Annotated in this window: 19 protein-coding genes and 1 pseudogene; 16 read left to right on the forward strand and 4 right to left on the reverse strand. The window is 42.1% G+C overall.

The features are described from left to right. Positions 1–2 precede the first annotated feature (2 nt). Both U9M98_01950 and U9M98_01955 read right to left on the reverse strand, forming a co-directional pair. Positions 3–359, reverse strand: coding sequence for a Trp family transcriptional regulator (locus U9M98_01950; protein ID MEA2020460.1), 357 nt, complete (start codon positions 357–359; stop codon positions 3–5). Then, a complete protein-coding gene (locus U9M98_01955) occupies positions 356–610 on the reverse strand; it encodes an EF-Tu/IF-2/RF-3 family GTPase (GenBank protein ID MEA2020461.1) in 255 nt (84 codons plus the stop codon). The genes U9M98_01950 and U9M98_01955 overlap by 4 nt, the downstream gene beginning before the upstream one ends. A gap of 197 nt (positions 611–807) precedes the next feature. Between U9M98_01955 and ruvX the strand changes: the two genes are divergently transcribed. The 8 genes from ruvX to U9M98_01995 all read left to right on the forward strand — a co-directional run bounded on the left by ruvX (position 808) and on the right by U9M98_01995 (position 7,000). Further along, the gene (ruvX, locus tag U9M98_01960; protein ID MEA2020462.1) at positions 808–1,212 is read left to right on the forward strand and encodes a Holliday junction resolvase RuvX; all 405 of its coding nucleotides are present in this window, start codon (positions 808–810) and stop codon (positions 1,210–1,212) included. 45 nt (positions 1,213–1,257) lie between these two features. Further along, positions 1,258–1,977: a metallophosphoesterase family protein gene (locus U9M98_01965; GenBank protein MEA2020463.1), complete on the forward strand. Its 720-nt coding sequence runs from the start codon at positions 1,258–1,260 to the stop codon at positions 1,975–1,977. A gap of 497 nt (positions 1,978–2,474) precedes the next feature. Next, a complete protein-coding gene (locus U9M98_01970) occupies positions 2,475–3,374 on the forward strand; it encodes a histone deacetylase family protein (GenBank protein MEA2020464.1) in 900 nt (299 codons plus the stop codon). Between the two features lie 4 nt (positions 3,375–3,378). Next, positions 3,379–4,143 (forward strand): SagB/ThcOx family dehydrogenase, encoded by a 765-nt coding sequence (locus U9M98_01975; protein ID MEA2020465.1) that lies wholly within the window; start codon positions 3,379–3,381, stop codon positions 4,141–4,143. A gap of 222 nt (positions 4,144–4,365) precedes the next feature. Then, on the forward strand, positions 4,366–5,031 hold the full coding sequence (locus U9M98_01980; protein ID MEA2020466.1) for a DUF2284 domain-containing protein: 666 nt from the start codon (positions 4,366–4,368) through the stop codon (positions 5,029–5,031). A gap of 57 nt (positions 5,032–5,088) precedes the next feature. Then, positions 5,089–5,394, forward strand: a complete 306-nt coding sequence (locus U9M98_01985; protein ID MEA2020467.1) for a Trp family transcriptional regulator — start codon at positions 5,089–5,091, stop codon at positions 5,392–5,394. A gap of 164 nt (positions 5,395–5,558) precedes the next feature. Beyond that, complete coding sequence (locus U9M98_01990; protein MEA2020468.1) at positions 5,559–6,290, forward strand: hypothetical protein; 732 nt, start codon at positions 5,559–5,561, stop codon at positions 6,288–6,290. A 2-nt stretch (positions 6,291–6,292) separates the two neighbouring features. Further along, positions 6,293–7,000, forward strand: coding sequence for a DNA-3-methyladenine glycosylase (locus U9M98_01995; protein ID MEA2020469.1), 708 nt, complete (start codon positions 6,293–6,295; stop codon positions 6,998–7,000). Here the strand turns inward: U9M98_01995 and U9M98_02000 are convergent. Beyond that, positions 6,992–7,906 (reverse strand): radical SAM protein, encoded by a 915-nt coding sequence (locus U9M98_02000; protein ID MEA2020470.1) that lies wholly within the window; start codon positions 7,904–7,906, stop codon positions 6,992–6,994. The genes U9M98_01995 and U9M98_02000 overlap by 9 nt on opposite strands. 92 nt (positions 7,907–7,998) lie before the next feature. Between U9M98_02000 and U9M98_02005 the strand changes: the two are divergent. The 4 genes and pseudogenes from U9M98_02005 (at position 7,999) to U9M98_02020 (ending at position 11,849) form a co-directional block, all read left to right on the forward strand. Continuing rightward, positions 7,999–8,417, forward strand: a pseudogene (locus tag U9M98_02005) (secondary thiamine-phosphate synthase enzyme YjbQ). Then, complete coding sequence (locus U9M98_02010) at positions 8,395–8,733, forward strand: MscL family protein (GenBank protein ID MEA2020471.1); 339 nt, start codon at positions 8,395–8,397, stop codon at positions 8,731–8,733. The pseudogene U9M98_02005 and the gene U9M98_02010 overlap by 23 nt, the downstream one beginning before the upstream one ends. 246 nt (positions 8,734–8,979) lie before the next feature. After that, positions 8,980–10,278, forward strand: coding sequence for a transcription termination factor NusA (gene nusA / locus U9M98_02015; GenBank protein MEA2020472.1), 1,299 nt, complete (start codon positions 8,980–8,982; stop codon positions 10,276–10,278). Positions 10,279–10,391: 113 nt separating this feature from the next. Continuing rightward, positions 10,392–11,849 carry a GTP-binding protein gene (locus tag U9M98_02020; protein ID MEA2020473.1) on the forward strand — a complete coding sequence of 486 codons (1,458 nt, stop codon included), beginning with the start codon at positions 10,392–10,394 and terminating at the stop codon, positions 11,847–11,849. A 174-nt stretch (positions 11,850–12,023) separates the two neighbouring features. Here the strand turns inward: U9M98_02020 and U9M98_02025 are convergent, their stop codons facing one another. Further along, positions 12,024–12,977: a DnaJ C-terminal domain-containing protein gene (locus tag U9M98_02025; protein ID MEA2020474.1), complete on the reverse strand. Its 954-nt coding sequence runs from the start codon at positions 12,975–12,977 to the stop codon at positions 12,024–12,026. Between the two features lie 197 nt (positions 12,978–13,174). Between U9M98_02025 and mltG the strand changes: the two genes are divergently transcribed. The 4 genes from mltG (at position 13,175) to rpsL (ending at position 22,082) form a co-directional block, all read left to right on the forward strand. Continuing rightward, positions 13,175–14,188, forward strand: a complete 1,014-nt coding sequence (gene mltG, locus U9M98_02030) for an endolytic transglycosylase MltG (protein ID MEA2020475.1) — start codon at positions 13,175–13,177, stop codon at positions 14,186–14,188. Between the two features lie 141 nt (positions 14,189–14,329). Then, positions 14,330–17,494 carry a DNA-directed RNA polymerase subunit beta gene (locus U9M98_02035; GenBank protein ID MEA2020476.1) on the forward strand — a complete coding sequence of 1,055 codons (3,165 nt, stop codon included), beginning with the start codon at positions 14,330–14,332 and terminating at the stop codon, positions 17,492–17,494. Positions 17,495–17,811: 317 nt separating this feature from the next. Further along, a complete protein-coding gene (rpoC, locus tag U9M98_02040) occupies positions 17,812–21,480 on the forward strand; it encodes a DNA-directed RNA polymerase subunit beta' (GenBank protein ID MEA2020477.1) in 3,669 nt (1,222 codons plus the stop codon). 143 nt (positions 21,481–21,623) lie between these two features. Next, entirely contained in the window at positions 21,624–22,082 is a 459-nt protein-coding gene (gene rpsL / locus U9M98_02045; GenBank protein ID MEA2020478.1) for a 30S ribosomal protein S12, read from the forward strand. Positions 22,083–22,125 lie beyond the last annotated feature (43 nt).

Here is a 22,125-nt window from a genome sequence, read left to right on the forward strand (position 1 = left end):
TTTTATTTTTTTCCTCGCGAGAATTCAAAACCCTTTCCTTCCCTTAGTAAGTCTGTTTTGATTAGCTTGTCAATTAATCTTAGTGACTTTGCTGAGGATTGTTTTAGAGCATTGCTCATTTGAGCAATAGTGTTGTCGGAGACTTTAAGTGATTCTTTAATTTTGCTGTAGGAAGTATCACGACGTAGTTCTTTTAGAATAGCTAGCCTTTTGCCTATTCGTTCTTTTTCGGTGGGGGAAAGAAGAAGGTTTAGAAGAATTCGGCTTTTTTCTGGGTCCTGGATAGAGGCAAAAGCTTCCCCTAATTGGGTGATTAGTATTCTTTGTAGCCTTTCTTTTTCTGGTGTTATAGAATTCATTCGTTTTCTACTTTATAGACTAGATCGCCCTCTCTAACCCTGTTTTCTACTTTTAATCCCACCGCATCCCCAGCTGAAGCCTCTTTAACTGGCTCCTTGTTTGCTTGCATAGAACCCACTTCTTGAGTGAAATCTGTAGTTGCGCCTTGAATGTGAATCTTGTCTCCTATTTTTAGTGTATCGGACAATTCCAAGACACCCACTCCAATATTGGTGTAGTAGTGTGTAATTTCTCCAACTTTAGTTTCCAAGATGTTCTTCACCTCCTTTATTAAGAGTAAGAGCAGATTTAAATAAATGTGTGGTAGGCATGTTTACATTGAGCAGGGTCAACATGAGGATAAACCTAACCTAATTTTAAAGTTAATGATGATAAATGTCAACCCCACAGTATTTTTTAAGTAGTTGTATATCTTAGACTCAAGCCACATGTTAGAATAAATAAGCAGTGTTACTAGGAATTGATTGGGGGAAAAGACGTATGGGAGTAGCTTATTCCAGTGGTAAGGTGGCTTCACCTTTGAAGGTTCTTGTGGTTAGGAATAAGTCGGAAGCAGTTGATGCGGTGATTAATCTTTGTGAGGAGCTAAGTGTTGATAAAGTAGTGGTAGGTGTGCCGTTAGATTCTGAAGGCAACGAAACTGAACAAGCAAGGGAAATAAAAGAATTTGGAAAAATGCTGAGGAGGGATGGGGAGATGGAGGTTGTTTTTTGGAATGAGGCCCTTACCTCTAAGCAAGCTTTGTGGGGAAAAATTAGAAGTGGTCAGGGCAAAAAAAAGCGGAAAGACTTAGATGCAACTTCAGCTGCTTACATTTTGCAGAGCTATTTAGATTCTCGTACTTCATCCTAACAATAAATTAGTTTATTAATATTTAAAAAGTCCGGGCGAGATATTATGAAGTATCTTTTGATTGCGGATATTCATGGCAATAATACTGCTTTGAAGGCTGTTTTTGAAAATGCAACAAGTTTTGATGAGGTATTGGTATTGGGTGATTTTGTTGGTTACGGACCTAGACCAAATAAGTGTGTGGAAACTATTCAGCAACACAAGATTCGTGCTGTGAAAGGTAATCACGATGCTGCTGTTTTGGGGAACATAGACCTTTCATGGTTCAATACTGCTACTCGTGACGCACTTGAGATAACTCAGAAGTTGCTTTCCAGAAAGACTTGGTTGTTTTTAAAGAAACTGCCTTTAACACGTGTAATTGATAATCAGCTTACACTTGTTCACGGCAGTCCCCGAAAACCTCTAACTGAGTACATCAGGGGTGAATATTCAGTTAAAGCTAATGTGGGCTATTTAAGTACTTTTATTACGTTAGTAGGGCACACCCATGTTCCTACAGTTTATGAAAATTCAGATAACAATATTAAGAAATTGAGAACAGCCGACATTAAATTGGACTCAGACTCACAGTATATTGTAAACCCAGGTAGTGTCGGTCAACCTCGAGACGGAGATCCCAGAGCTAGTTATGCTTTGCTAGATTTGGATTCTGACAAGTTGATTTTTAAGCGAGTTACATATGATATCCAAAGTGTTCAAAAAGAAATGCGTAGCCTTGGGTTTCCCAACCCTCTGCAAAGGCGCCTTTCCCATGGAATTTAGGTAGAAAGGGGCCCCACTTTCAATTTAGTGTTGTTGATGATTAGCGGGGCCCCCTTCTAAGACTTTCTAGTGGTCGTTGAAGAGCTGCCCAATGGGCTAGGAACTTAAAGTCTTCTTCTCGAATTTTGCCTGAGTAATATAAACGACACTGGATTTGCAGGCTTTTCTTTCTCCTTTCTTTTGTTTTTGAGAGTTTTATACACTCTTCGCAAAGTTTTATTAGGCGTGCTCGTGTACCTGGTAGCTTTTTTAGGTCAATCACATTTCCTCCAAGTCGTATTTTTAGGGCGTGTTTGGGTGCGCGTGCTCCTTATCTTACTAGATAAAACGGGTTTATGCACTTTTGTCACAGGAGTTAGATTTGCTAGGATTAAGGAGTTACATATAAATCTACTTATTTAGTTGGATGCTCCAGTGAAGGAGCTGCTTTGGGGAAAGGGTTTGCAGCCTGTTTTATGAGTTTTGGCAAGGGTACAGTTTAGTTGAGAAAGAGTAAGATGCTAAAGATTGTTTGGTCCGAGGAATATTTAAAATATAAGTTTGGTCCTAATCATCCTTTTTGGCCGGAACGGGGACGAGTTTTTCTTGATCTGATTGATGAAGCTGGGCTTAGGTATGATCTAGCGGAACCGGAAAAAGCTAGTGATAGCGATGTTCTTCTTGTTCATGTACAAGGTTATTTGGATGGGGTTAAGAAATTGTATCAAGAAGGAGGGAGCCTTTCTCCTGATACCCCACTTTATTCAGGTGTTTTGGAAGCTGCTTACTATTCTGTGGGGGGTTCGATTCTTGCTGCTCGTTTAGCTCTTTCTGGTGAGAAAGTTATTAATCCTCTTGGAGGTTGGCACCATGCAAAGACAGCTCGCGGTGGGGGTTTTTGTATCTTTGCTGATCACGCAATTGCAATTCGAAAGTTGCAACAAGAAAGTGTTATTGAAAAAGCAATGGTTTTTGATTTGGATGCACATGCAGGAAATGGTACCCAAGAAATTTTTTATAGCGATCCTGCGGTTTTTAATATTTCACTGCATCAAGATCCACACACTTTATATCCTGGAACTGGGTTTGCTCACCAACGTGGACAAGGAGAGGGTAAGGGCTTCAATCTTAATGTCCCACTTTCTCCCGGAGCAACGGGGTCTAGGTATCTAGAAGAGTTGGACAGTGTTTTACCGTTACGGGGAGAATATCAGCCGGATTTGACGTTTCTTATTTTGGGAGTGGATACTTATAAGGAAGATCCTTTAACTCAGTTGGGTTTGGAAGAGGATGATTACTTTAAGATTGGAAAACGGTTTAATGAGTTTCGGAATCTGGCTGTACTTTTTGCTGGCGGCTATTCTAAGAAAACACCAGAACTGTGGCTGAATTTTATCCGAGGGCTTATGTTAAAATAAATTTGTGAAGGTGTCTCTGTGGCTGGTATTTTTAATTGCCTTAGCTTTTTTGGGGGGTTCTGTGTTTGTTGCTTTGAGAAATAGGGGTATTGTTAAAGACGATAGTGCTGACGATATAGTAGATAGTGTTTCATTAAGTTCTGAAATGAAACAAAAGAATTCTGAAAAGATAAAGCTTCCTGATCCGCGAACCTCAAGCGAAATTTCAGTAGAGGAAGCTATTGCAAAAAGGCGTTCGCGGCGAGAGTTTACTTCCCAACCATTGAGTGCGGGACAAATTTCCCAAATTCTTTGGGCAGTGCAAGGCATAACTGGTGAAAGTTCGGGACACCGAGCAGCTCCTTCGGCTGGAGCTTTGTACCCTTTGGAAGTTTACATGGTGGCTAAGAGTGGTGGGGTTTCTGGTTACCAAGCCGGAGTTTATCATTACTTACCTCTTGAGCATTCAGTAGAAAAGATTGGGCAAAAAGACTTAGCTCGCGATTTGGCAGCGGCTGCTTTGGGCCAATCTTTTATTGCCGATGCTCCTATCTCGTTAGTCATAACAGCGAAATATTCGCGCGTGACTAATAAATATGGTGAGCGGGGAAGGCAGTATGTACATATGGAAGCAGGGCATGCTGCTCAGAATGTTTATTTACAAGTTGAGACTTTAGGTTTGGGTACTGTAGTGGTTGGTGCATTTGATGGTGAACGGATTGTTGAACTTCTCCAAATTCCTGCAGAACACGAACCTCTTTACGTTATGCCGATTGGTAATCTCAAATAACTGCCCCCTTTCAATTTTGATGTATTATTAGTTTAGTTCGCTAGCCCGCTTCGCGACTTGTGTCGACACCGGTGCAAGGCGAGCTGGTGGATTGGCATCCTGTTAGTTATTTACTTATGAATTTAAAAACTTCGCAACAAGCTCTGTCTTTTTTTTACGGAAGAGGGAAATCCTTTTTGGGTTTTTTACAAAACTTCCACGGGAAATATTTATCCTTTGGAAGTGGGTTATGGAGAAATTAGTTCTGGCAATGTTCCCTATGATAAAAAAGTAACAGTAGAGGCATGTAAAACAGGCTGTGCTCTTTTCGGCAAAGGTGGTGGCTGTCCGCCGTATTCTCCGGATTTTCAACAAATTAAAAAGAAATTTCCTTATGCACAAGCAATTTATTCTCGCCTTTATACTCGTTACTACCCGCCAAAAGTGGCCCGCGCAAGTTTTTATATCCGCTGGAATTTCGTTAAGGCGCTAATGGAAAGAAAAATTGCAAATGTGGGTTATTTTTTAAGGGAACAGTTGGGAGGTTTTTTCTTGTCAGCGGGTCCTTGCCACGGCTGCGGCAACAAAACTTGTGCCTTTAAAGAAGGTGAAAAGAAATGTAGAAAGCCAGAAAAGAGAGTGTTTTCGCTGGAATCAACAGGAGTTTTGGCAAATGAGTTAGTGGAAAAATTGTTTGGGTTTAGGCTCTTGTGGTTTGATAAAGAGCGTGAGGATTATATTCCCGAATATATGGTAAACGTAATTTTACTGATGACCAAGAACAGCGTACCAGAGAATTTGTTGGGTGATTGTGTGCGCGAATATTACCAAAATATACCCGGTGCTTATTTTCCCGTTACTGATGAGGAGAGAGAAAACATACTTGGAAGGAATTGGGAGGATAGATGAGAAGGGTGTTGTTTCATTAATTTAGTGTATTGATATACCGAAGGGGGTGTGACTTTTGTGACGAAAATATCTCGATATGGTTTAAAAGGAGAGCAAAAAGAAAAATTTATTAAGGAGCTTTGGGATCTTTTTGCGTCCTTTGAAGATGCTGAAGCAGCCAAAAACTTTCTTGCACATTATTTAACATCTGCTGAAGTAATTATTTTTGCCAAAAGATGGCAAGCGCTCAAGTGCCTTGCGAAAAAACAATCTTATGGTGAAATCGGAAAGAAGCTAAAAATGAGTTCGACAACTCTTTCTCGTTATAGCAATCGTATGCGGGCAAATAATAAGTTTTGCGATGAGGTAGCTCGACGCTTGTAGAAGAGCTGCGGGGTGGTATACCATTAATTTAGTTTATTGATACACTAGCTGGGGAGCTACGAATTAGAAGTCTGGAGAAGATATGGATGTTTTATCATGGACGTTTTATTAAAGGATTTCTATTTTTGTAATAGGACACTAGGATCTTGTGGTAGTATTTCAGCATGACTCCGGAAGAATTTGTTCAAAAAGTAGTTTTTAGCTATGAACAAGGAGAGGGTGTTTTTATGGATAAGGTTAATGCAGAGGATCACTTACCTTCCAATGCTAGTGCTTTGTCCAAAGCACTTTTCCTTTTTTATGTAATTCAGTTGGATTACGCAACAAGGTCGCAGAGGTTGTATGCTAATGCGAGGAGTTTGGTTGAAGAGAATTCACGTGCGTTCAGCCCTTATTATATTTCCAGTTTGGATAACGAAGAATTGAGGGAATTACTTGATAAGTTGTCTCCTCGTTATAGCAACGAAGCAGCCCGGCGCTATAAAGTAAACTCTTTGAAACTTCTTGAAGAATATTCTGGGGATCCCCGAATAATTTTTGAAAGCTACGGCCAGGCAGTTAAGGTGCTGGGAAGGGTTAAGGAGTTTCGCGGGTTTGGGCCCAAGATTGGTAATTTTTTTGTTCGGGCTATGGTTAATACCTTTGGTTATGAATATGATGACGTTGAGGAGTTGCTGCCTCCAGTGGATATACATGATGTACGCATTGCTTATTTATTAGGTTTTGTGAATAATGCTGAGATGACAGGGGCAAATGTGAATAGGGTAAAAGAACTTTGGGGCTCCGCGTGTAAAAACGCCGGTGAAAGTTGGTTGGTTTTTGACAGGGCTTTATGGCTTTTGGGTTCAGAGGGTAAACCCGGTTCCAAAGATGATGTTCTAAATCTTATTAGGTAAAAATGTCTGTTGTCGCACGAAGTTTTTATAAGGGAAAGACTACGAGTATTGCTAAAAACCTTTTGGGAAAGGTTTTGGTTCGCCACGTAAAGCCCACGGAGAGTGGGTCACGTGCCACCGAAGTTGAGAATGAAATAAACAAGAAAGGAATAATCGTAGAGACGGAGGCTTATTTAGGACCGGAGGATAAGGCTTGCCATTCCTTCAGAGGGAAGACAGAAAGAACGGAGGTAATGTTTGGACCGGCGGGGCATGCTTATGTTTATTTGGTTTACGGAATTCATTATATGTTTAATATTGTGACTGAGGCTCCGGGAGAAGCTGTTTTGGTTCGAGCACTTGAACCCCTTGGTGGTGAATTTGGTAAACGCATTGCTTCCGGTCCGGGTAAACTGACAAAGTGGCTTAATATTGATAAAAGCTTCAACGGTTGGGATTTGACCAAGGGGGAGGGGTTGTGGATTTCCCATGAGCCGCGATCTTCGCCGTACCTGCTTGCCGGCAAGGCGGGTTCCCCAGCCCATGGGGCTGCGGCCAGAGAAGCCCCAGGGGCGTCTCTTGCGGCGGAGGATTTAGACCACGGAAATTTCGAAATTTCTTCCGCAAAAAGAGTTGGTGTAGATTACGCCGAAGAGTGGTCGGAAAAACCGCTTCGTTTTTTCATCAAAGATAATCCCGCTGTTTCTACAGCGCAGGACTCCTTATGTTAAGTGATCAAAGCGCCAAAGGCCTACCTCTCGTGCCTTTTGTACCGCGTTTTTAAACTCTTCCTTAGTAATTGTGCGAGAAAGTTTGGGGTAATTGGATGCATTGTGTGTGGGGCGATACTGGTCCATAATATTTACGTAAGTATTTTTCGAAATTTTTTTGGCGAGGAAGTTCATCACTTGCTTTGTTCCTGCAATATTGTTGGGTAAGATTAAGTGCCGGACCAAAAGACCTTTTTTAGCAATTCCTTCATCATTTATTTTTAGGTCTCCCGCTTGATGGTGCATTTCCTTTATAGCTTTGCGTGCTGTGTCCCAATAATCTGGTACTCCCGAATATTTTTCCCCCATTTTATTTTCCGAATATTTGATATCTGGCATGTAAATAGCGATAACCCCTTCCAACAGTTTTAGTGTTTCAGGACGGTCGTAGCCTCCTGTGTTGTAGACGAGAGGGAGATTTAAGCCATCTTTTTTCGCAAGTGAAAGCGCTTTCAAAATTTGGGGCACCCAGATGGAGGGGGAGACGAGGTTGATATTGTGACAGCCTTGTTTTTGTAACTTGAGCATTGTTTGTGCTAATTCTTGAATAGTGATAACTTGCCCCATTCTTTGTTGAGAAATCCTAAAGTTTTGGCAGTACACACAGGAGAGGTTACAAGAAGTGAAGAAAATGGTTCCGGAACCGTTGTGACCCACAAGACATTTTTCCTCACCAAAGTGGGGGTGAGCAGAAGATATTACTGGAGCTTCCCTCATACCACAGATCCCGGTAGGTGCGTTTTTATCGGTCCGGCTAACTCCACATTCCCAAGGACAAATTTGGCATGGAGCTAATAATTCTTGTCCCCTTTCAATTTTATGCTTCCAATCCTTTTTGGAAAGTGACAGATATTTTGGTTTCATCATTTTTATCATAGCAAATAACCTGTTTTTTAGTAGTTTGGCTTTTAGTATGGAAAATTAGTATAATGCGAAGACAACTGTGTTAAAATAAATTTGTGAAGGAACTAGAGTTTGAGACAAATCGAAAGTACCAGCTAATAGACATAACTTCGGAGGTAGAGGAGGTCGTTGTTAATGCTGGTGTAGAAGAAGGTCTGTGTCTTGTTTTTGTGCCCACGCCACAGCAGCAATAATTTTGGAAGAAAATGAAAGCGGATTGAAGCAGGACTTTGTTAAGTTCTTTAAGAACTTAGCAGAGAAAGAAGGCTGGAAACATGATTGTATTGATGACAACGCCTCAGCGCATTTATTGGCAGGGTTTATTGGACAGTCTCGTGTTTTACCAATTTCCGAAGGTGAGCTTGTACGCGGTACTTGGCAAAATATTTTTCTTGTGGAGTTAGACGGCCCACGCAGATTGCGGCGTGTTTGTATTTCTATTCAACCCGGAAATGGAAAGTATCAAAGAATTTAAGAAAAACAATAAATTCCTTAGCGAGTTCTTCTCCTTTCTAAAGGAGTATAAGATTATTGGGTTGGGTATAGCTGTTGTTGTTGGTGGGGCTGTGCGGGACCTTTCTACTTCTTTAGCTGAAGATATAATTATGCCTATTGTTGAGGTTTTGATCCCTGGTGGTGGCTGGCGGGAAGCGGTGCTAAAGATTGGTCCGGTTCAGTTATCTATCGGCAGCTTTTTGGGTTCAGTTATTGATTTTCTAATTATTGCATTAGTAGTTTTTATTTTCTACAAATTTATTTTAGGGAAAGAAGAGATTGATAAGGTTGGTTAGTTAGAGAGGTTAGCAAACCCCTAAGTTTCTCAACAGTTTTTGTTGAAACACCTTCCCAAAGCCCTTTTATCTGTTTCCTGTTTTTAGCTTCCGGCTTCTATACTTTAGTACTTAAAATTTTGAATTTGAAATTTAGAAATTGAAGTCCGTCTTAATTTTTGTATTAACAGAGTTCGGGTTTTACCGAGACCATTGCTGTAAACATCTGCCTGTGTTATCATCTTTTCCTAGAAAGGCAATTTTATTATGATCCAAACGGAATTTTCAGCAGCATTGAACCAAGTTTGTGCTGAACGAGGTTTAGAGCCAGAAAAAGTATTAGAAGCGGTAGAAGAAGCCCTTCTTACAGCTTATCTTAAAGATCATCCCGAGGTGGAAAGTGAGTCCGAATCCTTTGAAGTTAAATTGGATCCGGAAACAGGTGAGGCACGTATTTTGAAGGAGGGTGATGATGTGACACCTTCGGGGTTTGGACGCATTGCAGCTCAGACAGCAAAGCAAATTATTTTTCAGAGAGTTCGCGAGGCAGAGAAGGAGGCTTTAGCAGGGGAATATGAGAAAAAAATAGGTGCTATTGTGAATGGTTATATTTTTAGGAAGGATAAAGGTGTAGTTGTTTTGGATCTGGAGCGTACTCAGGGAATTATGCCTCCGGGAGAGCAGGTTCCGGGCGAGAATTATTCTTTGAACCAGCAGCTCAAGGTTTTGGTAGCTGAGGTGCGCGAAGGTCCGCGAGGTCCTGAAGTAATAGTTTCTAGATCTAGACCTGAGTTTGTGAAACAGCTTTTTGTATTGGAAGTTCCAGAAATAGATTCCGGTACGGTAGTGATAGAGGCAGTGGCGAGAGAAGCAGGGCAAAGGACCAAGATTGCAGCTTCTTCTGCAAGTAAAAATGTGGATCCTGTAGGTTCTTTGGTAGGTCAAAAAGGCGTACGTGTTCAATCTGTGATTAGGGAATTAGGTCATGAGAAGATTGATATTATTGAGTATAGTGCAGATCCAGCCCGGTTTATTGCTAATGCCCTTTCTCCGGCAGATGTAACAAGTGTAGTTTTGGATGAAGAAACAGAAACAGCAACCGTTTCTGTTCCAGAGGACCAGCTATCTTTGGCAATTGGTAAAGGTGGTCAAAATGTGAGGTTAGCCGCTAAATTAACAGGTTGGCGTATTGATATTCGTGGTCCTGAGGGCCAGCCGTTGGGTAGTGGTGTTGAAGGTGCTACAAGTTTAGAGGTGTTGGACCTTCCTACTCGAGTGGAAAATTGTTTGGAGGAAGCAGGGTTTTCTACAGTCGAAGAATTAGCTTCTCTGTCCGAGGAGGAGTTAAGTGAAATGGAGGGAATTGGGGCTAAATCTATTGAGAAAATTGTGAAAGCTTTAGAAACAGCAGATTTAGAGGAAGCGGGGGAAGAGGATAAAGAAAGTGAAGATGAGGATAGTGAAAATGTGCTTGAAGAGGAAATAGAGGAAGAAGGTGTTGAGGAGGAAAGGGAACCGGAGGACGAGGAGGAAAAGGAAAAAGATGTGGAAAAGCAGGAAAATTAAACCAGGTAAGGAATAAACCTTTTTGGACACAGGTAAAAAAGTTAAATTAGGCAGGATTAATTAGGTCAATTTTAAGAAATTGTTGTGAATTGTAAATACGTTAGCAAAATCAAATGTCAGAAGAAAGCCCCGCCAAAAATTTGGTTCCGCGTCCCCCTGTGGTTACTCTTCTTGGCCATGTAGACCATGGCAAAACCTCTCTTTTGTCAAGAATTAAAGATCAAGATCTAACTCTCAAAGAGTTTGGTGGTATTTCTCAACACACTAATGCATACCAAGTAACTACAGAATTTGAGGGAGAAGAGAAGAAAATTACTTTTATTGATACTCCTGGGCATGCTGCTTTTTCGAAAATGCGGTCTCGCGGTGGACAAATTGCTGATCTTGTCATTCTTGTGGTAGCAGCAGATGACGGTGTCCAACCTCAGACTAAGGAGGCTGTTCAATTTGCGCGGGAAGCAGGTGTAGAAATAATGGTCGCATTGAACAAAATAGATTTAGATCACGCTCGACCAGAGGAAGTAAAACAAGAACTCACTGAACTTGGATTGAATCCTGAAGATTGGGGCGGTACTACAACAATTATTGAAACTTCTGCTATAAGTGGAAAGGGTGTGGAGGAGCTTTTGGAAATGATCTTGCTTTGGGCAGAAACTACTGGGTTAGTGGCTGATATTGAAGCTCCCTTTGATGGTGTAATTGTTGAATCGCATTTAGACCCTCGTTGTGGACCAGTAGCAACTGTGCTGGTGCGAGAAGGGATGTTGAAGAAAAGTATGGTAGTTTATGCTGGTGAAACAGAAGCTAAGGTTAAAGCAATGTTTCTAGGTAAAGAAGGTGTGGAAAAAGCGATGCCTGCTGATCCCGTGGAGGTGTTGGGTTTTAAAGATGTACCTACAGTAGGAAGTCCAGTTTCGGAAGAGAAGGTGCAGCACGAGAAGGGGAGGAGAAAGATGCTGATTGATTTAAATAAGAAGGATGAAAAGACCCTAAATTTGGTGCTTAAAGCAGATGCGGTGGGAACAGCACAAGCGGTAGAAGCTTCGGTAGAAAATATTAGCATGGGAGATTTTAAAACGCAGATTGTACACTGTGGAGTGGGAAGTATTACGGAAAATGATATTCGCTTGGCTGCGGATTCTGATGCATATGTTCTTGCTTTTAACACCAGTTTTTCCTTAGGTGCGGAGAATCTTGCGGAGGAGTTGGGTGTTCCAGTGGCAAAGTTCAATATTATTTATAAGTTGATTGAAAGAGTTAACGACCTGCTTGAGGAAAAGAAAAGGGAATATGAAGGTCAGCTTCCGGGTATGGGTCAGGTTATTAAGGTTTTTACTCTCCCCCTTTCTGATGACAAGATAGCTGGTTCCAGACTCTTAGCTGGTTCGATGGAGGTGGGAGACCGAGTAAAGATTACTAGAGATGCTGATGAAGTTCATAAAGCGCGAATTAAATCTATAGAGAGTAAAAGGGAGGAAGTTGAAAAAGCAGTGAAAGGTCAGGAAGTTGGCCTTTACCTCAAGCCCCAGTTCAAAAACATTAAAGTAGGAGATGTTATTGAGGTAATTTGATTAAGAATTAGTAACTGGTAACTTGTTACAGGTTAAGAGTTAAAATGGGTTGTTACTAGTTACGAGTCTCGTGTTACCAATTTCTATTTTCCTCCTTTCCGCACAATTTTGTTATACCAACACCTATTAACTAACTAGTAATGTTTCTTCTGTAGTAATTCTCTGGCAAGCTGCTTAGGATTTCCTCAGTTTTTTTAACAAATCTCGTTCTTTTTTCGATAAGCTTTTTGGAATTCTAATATTTATTTTTACATAAGCGTCCCCCCTACCCCGTCCGTGAAGATAAGGCATACCTTTTCCTCTAAGGCGAAAAACATCTCCAGGTTGGGTGCCGGCAGGAATTTTTAGTTTGGATATTTCCACGGCGTTAGGCTTTTGGGGGTCAACGACCTTGACCGGGACTTCGGTTCCCAGCATAGCGTCAATTGCTGAAGTTTCCTTTTCAATATAGATGTCCGACCCTCGTAATGTGATTCCGGGTGGTGTTTGTACTCTTACACGCACATAAAGGTCGCCTTGCGGGAGTTTGTGACCTTCTCTATCCCGTGCTTGTCCGCCCGCCCCGGCAAATTTTAGTTCCAACCCATCCCGTGCTCCTTCGGGAATTCGGATTTTTATCTCCCGCCCGTTGTAATTAATTTTCTCCTGAGTTCCTTTTACAGCCTTGGGAAAATCTATAGTGATTTCCGCACGTAGGTCTTTTCCCTTTCTTTTACGACGGAACCCGCTAAAGGGAGACCCACCGCCAAAAAAAGTTGAAAATGCGTCCCCGAAAAGATCTTCAAAATCAATATCCTCTCCGCCGCTGGTATAGGTGTAAGTAAACGGCCCTTGCCGTCTGCCCCCTGAGGTTTGACCAAACCCAAAGGGCCCGCCGCCGCCAAATCCTTGTCCAAAACCTCCGGTTTCCGAAAAAGCCGCATCGCCAAACTGGTCATAGGCTTGTTTCTTTTTAGGATCTGACAAAACTTGGTAAGCTTCGTTTATCTTTTTGAAGCGTTCTTCGTCCTTCTCACTAGATTTTGCATCTGGGTGATACTTCTTAGCCTTTTCCCGGTAAGCTTTCTTTATTTCCTCTTGATTTGCATTTTTTGACACGCCTAAAATGTCATAATAGTTTTTAGCCATTGCTTTTAAATTTTAACAAGAAACGCCCCAATTTTTAAGTGGTGGTAGCGGTTTTCCTATAGAAGAAATTTGGCTTTGGTATAATAAAGTCAGGTTACTGAGTAGTATTGGGTTGGGATGTTGATTGTCTACCTTGCGTATTTAATCTTTTGGTTTTCAATTGGGTATGATAGGATGTGCTGGTAGAAAAAAAAAGAATGTCTAAGTTTTTAAAAGTTACAATCTTCTTCCTCTTTTTACTTCCCATTTTGTTTTTTGGGGCTCGTGCTTATTATAAATTTGCCTTAAATCGGGAAGCGCAAATAGATACTCCTAAGACTATAATTATTGAACCCGGGATGGGAATTTCTGAGATTGCAACACTTTTAAGTGATCAGGGTGTTATTAATTCCGAAGTTCTTTTTATAATTTATGTCAAGCTTAATCACGGGAGCGCAAAATTACAGGCTGGCGAGTATCAAATTCCTGCTGACTTAAACTTGAAAGAGGTGGTTGAGCTATTGCAGCATGGTACATTTGATATTAACCTCACTTTTTTGGAAGGGTGGCGTCGGGAGCAAATGGCAGAGTACTTACAAAAGGACCCACGTGCTCGAGGATTGGAGAATATTTCTGGTGATGAGTTTTTGGCTTTGACCCAAGGCGAAGAAGGTTATTTATTTCCAGATACGTACCGTATTCCAAGAGATACTAGTACAAAAGAGCTGGTAGATCTAATGCGTAAAACTTTTGCGGAGAAAGTTGGAGAGGATCTTAGAGAAGATGCCAAAGAGACAGGTTTGTCCTTTCCAGAAGTGATTGTTTTGGCTTCTGTAGTGGAAAGAGAAGTACCTTCTGCTGAAGACCGTTCCAAAGTTGCGGGTATTTTGATTAAGAGGTTGCAAAATAATTGGCCCTTGGAAGCAGATGCGACTGTTCAATACGCGGTGGCGAATGTTAGGTGTGGTGAGGGTAGTTTGGAGTGTGAGAATTGGTGGCCAAATCAACTAACTAAGACTGATTTGGCATTAGATGATCCCTATAATACTCGAAAACATAAAGGTCTTCCTCCCGCTCCAATTTGCAATCCGGGCATTGATTCTATAAAGGCAGTGGTTAATTACGAAAAATCTCCGTATTGGTTTTATCTTTCTGATAAAGAGGGAAATACGCACTACTCTAAAACCCTTGACGAGCACCAGCAGAAGGTGTTAAAGTACTTGAGCGGCTAAAGGTTATTCCTTGCTGAGCTAAGGTAAATATTGATGTTTAATAGGTGGCCAGACGGGCGCAAACCTGATTTGCGCTTGCTTTTTTATTGTTTACCTTAGAAATAATTTTGGAATTATTTTAGACAGAAACTCCTCTACTTTATGCGGCATTATTTTGACCAAAAAAGAAGTATCTTGCCCCTTCCAGATTTAACTTCGCACCAACAGGATTCTTTTTCCTGGTTTAAGGGAGAAGGAATTGCAGAAATATTGGAAGAAATTAATCCTATTGAGGACCAAACTGGGCGTGGGTGGAAGCTTTATTTTGAAGACCCAAGGTTTGAAGAACCGGAAGTTACTGCGCAGGAAGCAATGAAACGGGGTCTTGTTTACTCCTCTCCTTGGTACTTAACTGCAAGGTTGGTTGAAGAAGAAAGTGGGAAAGAAAAGAAAAAAGACATTTTTATGGGAGATTTTCCTGAAATGACGGAACGAGGGACTTTTATTATTAATGGTGTACAGCGCGTGGTTGTGGGACAGCTTACACGTTCGGAGGGCGTACATTTTTCAGGAGAGATCGACCCTTCCACAGGTAATAATCTAACTACAGTTAAGGTGATACCCAAAAACGGTGCTTGGTTAGAATTTTCAACTTATAAAAGAGATGAGCTTGTTGTTTCTATTAATAGAAGTCGGAAATTTCCGGTAACTACGCTACTTCGCGCTTTTGGTGTGGGCAATGATAAGGAAATGCTAGAGATTTTTGATGACGTAGATACGGATCCAAACCGCAAGTTTATTCCCACAACATTGGAGGCTGACGAAACCCCCAATTATGAAGAAGCAATTTTGGAGTTGTTTAGAAAAGTTCGCCCTGGTGAGCGGGTGATTTTGAAAAATGCTGAAGATTTGTTTACGCAGATGTTTAGGGATCCGCAACGGTTTGATTTGGGAGCTCCAGGACGGTTTTTGCTTAACCAGCGTTTGGGACTTGATTATCCGTTGGATAATGACCGCTATCGGCTTTTGACAAAAGAGGATCTTATTCAGATTGTTAGGAGAATGATTCGGTTAAACAATGGTGAGGGTGATTATATTGATACTGATCACCTTAGTAATAGACGAGTGAAGAGAATTGGAGAGCTAGCCCAAGCCCAACTTCGGACTGGATTCTTGCAAATGTCTAGAAATATTCAGGGAAGGATGAGTATACAGCCTCGAGGTGAGTTTCCTTCTCCAAAAAAGCTTATTTCAGCTCGCCCGGTAAGTGCTCGGATTCTTAGTTTTTATGCTTCAAGCCAATTGGCTCAGTTCCACGATCAAAATAATCCTTTAGCCTTTCTTTCTCACCTTAGACGCCTTACAGTAAAAGGTCCCGGTGGTCTTACTCAGCGGAGTGCTTCTATTTCTGTCCGGGATGTGCACCCCTCGCATTATGGGAGAATTTGCCCCATTGAAACTCCGGAAGGTGCCAATATTGGTTTTACTACTCACATGGCTTTGTATGCAAGAATAAACGAACTTGGTTTTCTGGAGGCACCTTACCGGAAAGTAATTGAAGATGAAAAAGGAATGAAGGTTACGGAAGAAATTGAATACCTACCTTCTTGGGAGGAAGAAGAACACTTTATTACTAGTGCATCTGTGGATTTAGATGAGAATGGCTATATTGTGTCTGAGCGCGTTCCGTTGCGAAAAGAAGGCAGATTTTTCTCTGGTTCCAGAGAACCAGTAGAGTATATTGATGTAACACCTACCCAGTTAGTTGGAGCTGCTGCTTCTAGTGTGCCTTTTTTGTCGCACGACGATCCCAACCGGGCCTTAATGGCTTCCAATATGTCACGTCAGGCTGTTCCTCTGATTAAGCCTGAGTCTCCCATTGTTGGTACTGGATTAGAGAAAGACCTAGCGTTAAATTCAGGTGCTATGGTTATAGCTCAAAGTAAGGGAAAGGTGATTTATGTAGACTCCAAGCAAATTAAGGTGCAGACCAAAGACGGCATTGAAGAGTACGAACTTACCAAATTTAAAAAATCAAATAACGACACCTGTCTAAATCAGGTGCCCCGGGTTTCTGTTGGTGATAAAGTTAAAAAAGGTGACCTTCTTGCAGATGGGTCCTCAACTGACTATGGGGATTTGGCTTTGGGTACTAATTTGAAAATTGCGTATGTTTCTTTTAAAGGGCTAAACTACGAAGATGCTTTTGTTGTTTCAAGACGGTTGGTGGAAGAAGATGTTCTTACCTCTATTCATATTTCAGAATACGAAACTTCAGTTTTAGAGACCAAGTTGGGACCAGAACAGGTAACTCGGGATATCCCAAATGTTTCAGAGGAGGCACTTCGAAACTTGGGGGAGGACGGCATTGTTGCTGTTGGTTCAGAAGTTAAATCGGGAGATATTTTGGTAGGAAAGATTGCGCCTAAAGGAGAAAGTGAACTTTCGGCAGAAGAGAGGTTGCTCCGATCTATTTTTGGTGAAAGAGCGCGGGATGTCCGGGACAATTCGTTACGAATGCCTCACGGGGATTATGGTACAGTGGTTGGAATAAAGGTATTAACTGATGAAAATTCTGATTTGGAGCCGGGGGTGTTGCGGAAAATTCAAGTTAGAGTTGCTCAAAGAAGGAAATTAGCTGTGGGCGATAAATTAGTTGGGAAACACGGTAATAAAGGTGTAGTTGCGGCAATTTGGCCTGAGGAAGACATGCCTTATTTGGAGGATGGTACTCCTGTTGATATTATTATGAGTTCTTGCTCGGTTATTTCTCGAATGAATACTGGTCAATTACTTGAAACTCATCTTGGTGCAGCTGGAGCCAAATTAGGTAAGAGATATGCTGTACCTCCTTTTTCTAAGTTTGATCCTGAGCAACTTCGTGCGGAGCTTGAAGCTGCTGGTCTTTCCAAAGATGGTAAACAGGTCCTTTACGATGGTTTTACAGGGGAGGCGTTTGAGCAGAAGGTAGTGGTTGGTAACTCCTATATTTTGAAATTAGAGCATTTGGTTGAGGATAAGATACACGCCCGATCTACCGGGCCTTATGCACTTATTACTCAGCAGCCACTGGGGGGTAAGGCTCAATTTGGTGGTCAACGGTTTGGTGAGATGGAAGTATGGGCTTTGGAGGCGTATAGTGCTGCGGATATGTTACACGAAATGTTGACTATTAAATCTGATGATATAGTTGGACGCGGCCGTGCGTATAAGGCATTAATTCAGGGGCAAGAAGTTCCAGAACCAACATTGCCGGAATCGTTTAAGCTTTTGGTTCGCGAGCTAAATGGTTTGGGTTTGGATATTGAAGGAGTAAACAAAGAATAACCTTGATGGCAGAACTTTAGCAGGCACCTCGCCCGTAGAAAGTTTCCGGTTGCGGAACGCGTCGGTGCTACACGCTTTCAAGAGCCCTTGTACTACATAGAGTACAGGGCAGGCCGTGCTTAGGATTGAGCGCGTTTACCCCGAACCCTGCGTGGTTTGGGGCTTAGAGAAAAATTTGCTTTTAGTTTATTGTTAATTGATAGGTTATTGTGGGCAAATTTTTCTATGCTCTTGGAAACGGTACCCCCGCCGCGCTCGACTCTGTTTATTAATCGTCCTGCTGATAGCTGACTGCGGAAAGCTGTTAGCAGATTATTATGTCTAACGACTTATCACAGTTCGAAAAATTTGATGCATTAAAAATAACTTTGGCTAGTCCCCAAGAGGTTCGTTCTTGGTCTCACGGGGAGGTTACAGAGCCAGAGACTATTAATTACCGTACTTTTAGGGCGGAGAAGGATGGTTTGTTTTGTGAGAAGATTTTTGGTCCAACAAAAGATTTTGAATGCTATTGCGGTAAATACAAAAAAATTCGCTTCAAAGGTGTTATTTGTGACAAATGTGGGGTTGAGGTTACCCGGAGAAGGGTACGCCGGGAGCGAATGGGACATATTGAACTTGCTTCCCCTTGTGGTCACGTGTGGTTCTTTGGTACTGTGCCTTCTAAAATGGCTCGGCTGTTGGGCATGCGTTCTCGTGACCTTAAAGCTGTTATTTATTACTCAAAGTATTTAATTTTGAGTGTGGACGAAGATGAGCGAGAAAAAGTAGTTTCTGTTTTGGAAAAAGATTTGGAGAAAGAAAAGGAGCAACTTCGCGAGGAAACTGAGGCAGAGATTGAAAAGATTGAAAACCAGATTGAGGAAAGAGCAGAAGAAGCTGATAGCGAGGAGGAAAGGGAGGAAATTCTCTTTTCGGGACGGAAAGAAATTGCACAACTTCGCGATGATTTGGTTACCAAGAAAAACAATTTAGAAAAGAAGTATGATGTTCTTTCAGCCCATTTAGAAGAAATTGAACCTCTTTCTGTTATTGGTGAGGCTGAGTATCGAAGTTTGCAAAAATATTTAGATAAGTTTTCGCAGGTTGGGATTGGAGCTCCGGGAGTTAAACGGGTATTAGAAGAGTTGAATACAGAAGAAATTGCCACGGAGCTGCGAGAAAAATTAAGAGAAACTAGTTCTAAGAGTAAAAGAAAGAAATACACTAGGCGCCTTAAAGCTGTTGAGCAATTTAATCGTTCTGATGTAGAACCAGCGTGGATGATTTTGGATGTTTTGCCTGTGATTCCTCCCGAACTGCGACCAATGGTCCAATTGGAGGGGGGACGATTTGCAACTTCTGATCTAAACGACCTTTACCGGGCTGTAATAAATCGAAATAATCGGTTGAAAGAATTGCTAGAATTAGGCGCGCCCGAACTTATTTTAAAAAATGAGCGGAGAATGCTTCAGGAAGCAGTGGATGCTCTAATTGATAGCAGCCGCTCGCGTCGGCGCCGCTACCGTGGGCAGAAAAAGCTCCGTTCTCTTTCAGATCTTATAAAAGGTAAACAGGGTCGGTTTAGAAGGAATTTACTTGGTAAGCGCGTAGATTATTCAGGGCGCTCAGTTATTGTAGTTGGTCCCGAGCTCAAAATTTCCGAGTGTGGTGTTCCAAAAGAAATGGCTTTAGAGCTTTTTAAGCCTATGGTAATTAGGGAAGTATTGGCAGAGGGGCTAGCGCCTAATGTAAAGATGGCTAAGGAATTTATTAAACAGGAGCCACCTGAAGTGTGGGATATTTTGGAGCGGGTAGTTGAGGGTTGGCCTGTTCTTCTGAATCGGGCACCCACCTTGCATCGCTTGGGAATTCTTGCCTTTTATCCAAAACTTCTAGATGGTAAAGCGTTGAGTATTCACCCTTGTGTCTGTGCCGGTTATAATGCAGACTTTGACGGCGATCAAATGGCTGTTCATGTTCCTCTTTCTAAAGAAGCAAAAAGAGAAGCAGAAGAAATTATGCTTTCGACCAAAAACCTGCTTAAGCCAGCTTCGGGCAGCCCAGTAGTATCACCTTCCAAGGATATGGTCTTGGGTCTGTATTGGTTAACAAGAGGACAGGGAGAGTTAGCTGAGGATAAGTTTTACTACTTAGAAGAGGCAAAAGTTGCTTGGGGAGAGGGCTACCTTAAGTTAAGACAGTTAACTAGGATTGAAATTGATGGAGTAGTTAGGGAAACTACTTTGGGTCGTGCTTTAGTAAATGAGAAAATTCCTAACAGCTTGGGATACGTAAACAAGGTAATGGATAAAGATGTAGTCAAAGATGTTTTGAATCGTTGTTTGGAAGAGGAAGGTGAGGAAAGAACCGTTCAGTTGGTGGATGATTTGAAGTCTCTTGGATTTAAGTATGCTACTGAGTCAGGTATATCTATGGGTATCTTTGATACAGATGTACCAATTGATAAGCAAGAGAAGATTGAGGAGGCTGAGGAAAAAGTAGCAGAAATTGAACACAACTTCCGGCGCGGGCTTTTGACTGAGGGTGAGATGCGGAGGCTTTCGCAGGAAATATGGCTGGATTTGACAAACGAATTAGAAGAGCTGACCTGGAATTCGATGCGGAAGGAAAACCCAATGCGGATCTTGATTGAATCTGGTGCGCGCGGTTCTCCCGACCAGGTTAAGCAAATTTCAGGAATGAAGGGTTTGGTTGTTGATCCTACTGGTAAGATTGTAGAGTTGCCAACCAAATCTAACTATTTTGAAGGACTTTCCGAGTTTGAATATTTTGCAGGGGCTCGTGGTGCACGTAAAGGTTTGGCTGACACAGCGCTGAAGACGGCTGATGCTGGGTACCTCACACGGCGCCTCGTGGATGTTTGTCAGGAAGTTCTTGTTCGGGAAGAGGACTGTGGTACCCGAGCAGGTTTGGAAATTTCACGTGATGATGGTGAAGAGTTTGGTAGCTTTGCTTCAAGGTTAGAAGGGCGCGTAGCTGCAGACACAGTAAAAGATTCTGATGGTAATATTCTGGCTCGGCGTAATGACTTGATAGATAAGAGAAAGGCGGAAGAAATTGCAGAACAAGGACCCGATAGTGTGTTACTGCGGTCCCCTATGACGTGTGAAACACCGTATGGTATCTGTCAAAAGTGCTATGGTTGGGATTTGGGCTGGCGCCAATTAGTGGAGTTGGGCTCACCCGTGGGTGTTATTGCTGCTCAATCAATTGGAGAGCCTGGCACTCAGCTGACACTACGAACTTTCCACTTTGGTGGTATTGCTAAAGAGGATATTACTCGTGGGCTCCCCCGTGTAACTCAACTATTTGAAGCACGCACCCCTAAAGTGTTGGCAGCAATGACGGAATTTGGTGGTAAGGTGAGTATTGAGGAGTTGGAAGAGGGGACTACTGTTGTTACTGTTACTTCTGAGGAGGGTGAGGCTGAGGAGTATCGAGTACCACCTACCCGAGAGGTTAGGGTTGAAGATGGTGATGTTGTTCCTGCTGGTTATGCCCTATCCTTGGGTTATCTTGATCCTGAAGAAGTTTTGGAAACGCTTGGACTTCGGGATGCTCAGAAATATATGCTTTCCGAAATCAAGAAGGTATACGCTTCCCAGGGTGTGGATTTGGATTCAAAACATGTTGAGGTTGTACTTCGACAAATGGTTTCTCAGGTTAAGATTGTTGAGGCTGGGGATACGAACTTATTACCTGGGGAGGTTGTATCGCGGGAGCGCCTTGCTCAAGAAAACAAAAAAGCTCGCGAGGCAGATGGTAAGAAGGCAGAGGCGCAGCAATTGATTCTTGGTATTACTAAAGTCTCGTTGAATACTGAGTCGTGGCTTTCAGCAGCATCTTTCCAGGCAACGCGAAGAGTGCTTACTGATTCAGCAGTAAAGGGGGCTACTGATGTTTTACGAGGACTTAAGGAAAATGTAATTGTTGGGAAAAAAATTCCAATTGAGCCAGAAATTTATAAGGAAGAAAAAGAATAAAGTAGTATAAAGGATTTTGGAGAGGTACTTTTTCTTACGTACCCTTGCTAGGGTGCGTCTTTTTATGCTTTTTGTTATAATATAGGTAGTAACTACCAAATGATAGGTTTAGATGTTTTTTATTGGCTTAAATTTGTCAAGCAATGCCAACTATTCAACAACTTGTCCGAAAAGGACGCAAAAAACCAAAAAAGGAAAAGAGCACTCCAGCGTTGGGGGATATTTATTCTTCTCTTAACAGAGAAAGGAAGGAGTTAGAGGCACCTTTTAAGAGGGGTGTAGTTTTAGACGTTCGAACAAGGGCTCCTAAGAAACCTAACTCTGCGCTTAGGAAAGTTGCTCGAGTACGCCTTTCAAATGGAAAAGAGGTCACTGCTTACATTCCGGGTGAGGGGCATAACATTACAGAGCACGCTGTGGTTTTGGTTCGGGGTGGGCGTGTTCAGGACCTTCCTGGTATTAAATATACAATTGTTCGGGGGCATTATGATGTAGCGGGGGTGGAAGGGCGAGTAACATCGCGCTCTAAGTATGGAACAAAGGAAAGCGGGGAGATTGGTGGCGCAACTGTGACGGGGGGAGAAGAGTCTGCGGAAGTATGATTTAACTAGATTGTTATCTTGCTAGCCAGTTAGCCAGCTATCT

This window comes from Patescibacteria group bacterium, assembly GCA_034659915.1.
Taxonomy (GTDB): Bacteria; Patescibacteriota; WWE3; order JAUXAW01; family JAYEID01; genus JAYEID01.

What these genes read in the sequence shown, in the direction of transcription:
- U9M98_01995 (MEA2020469.1), top strand. Translation starts at nt 6,293, where the DNA reads ATGTCTGTTGTCGCACGAAGTTTTTATAAGGGAAAGACTACGAGTATT.
- U9M98_02010 (MEA2020471.1), top strand. Translation starts at nt 8,395, where the DNA reads ATGGAAAGTATCAAAGAATTTAAGAAAAACAATAAATTCCTTAGCGAG.
- U9M98_01990 (MEA2020468.1), top strand. Translation starts at nt 5,559, where the DNA reads ATGACTCCGGAAGAATTTGTTCAAAAAGTAGTTTTTAGCTATGAACAA.
- U9M98_01965 (MEA2020463.1), top strand. Translation starts at nt 1,258, where the DNA reads ATGAAGTATCTTTTGATTGCGGATATTCATGGCAATAATACTGCTTTG.
- rpoC (MEA2020477.1), top strand. Translation starts at nt 17,812, where the DNA reads ATGTCTAACGACTTATCACAGTTCGAAAAATTTGATGCATTAAAAATA.
- rpsL (MEA2020478.1), top strand. Translation starts at nt 21,624, where the DNA reads ATGCCAACTATTCAACAACTTGTCCGAAAAGGACGCAAAAAACCAAAA.
- nusA (MEA2020472.1), top strand. Translation starts at nt 8,980, where the DNA reads ATGATCCAAACGGAATTTTCAGCAGCATTGAACCAAGTTTGTGCTGAA.
- U9M98_02020 (MEA2020473.1), top strand. Translation starts at nt 10,392, where the DNA reads ATGTCAGAAGAAAGCCCCGCCAAAAATTTGGTTCCGCGTCCCCCTGTG.
- U9M98_02035 (MEA2020476.1), top strand. Translation starts at nt 14,330, where the DNA reads ATGCGGCATTATTTTGACCAAAAAAGAAGTATCTTGCCCCTTCCAGAT.
- U9M98_01970 (MEA2020464.1), top strand. Translation starts at nt 2,475, where the DNA reads ATGCTAAAGATTGTTTGGTCCGAGGAATATTTAAAATATAAGTTTGGT.
- U9M98_02000 (MEA2020470.1), bottom strand. Translation starts at nt 7,906, where the DNA reads ATGATGAAACCAAAATATCTGTCACTTTCCAAAAAGGATTGGAAGCAT.
- mltG (MEA2020475.1), top strand. Translation starts at nt 13,175, where the DNA reads ATGTCTAAGTTTTTAAAAGTTACAATCTTCTTCCTCTTTTTACTTCCC.
- U9M98_02025 (MEA2020474.1), bottom strand. Translation starts at nt 12,977, where the DNA reads ATGGCTAAAAACTATTATGACATTTTAGGCGTGTCAAAAAATGCAAAT.
- U9M98_01950 (MEA2020460.1), bottom strand. Translation starts at nt 359, where the DNA reads ATGAATTCTATAACACCAGAAAAAGAAAGGCTACAAAGAATACTAATC.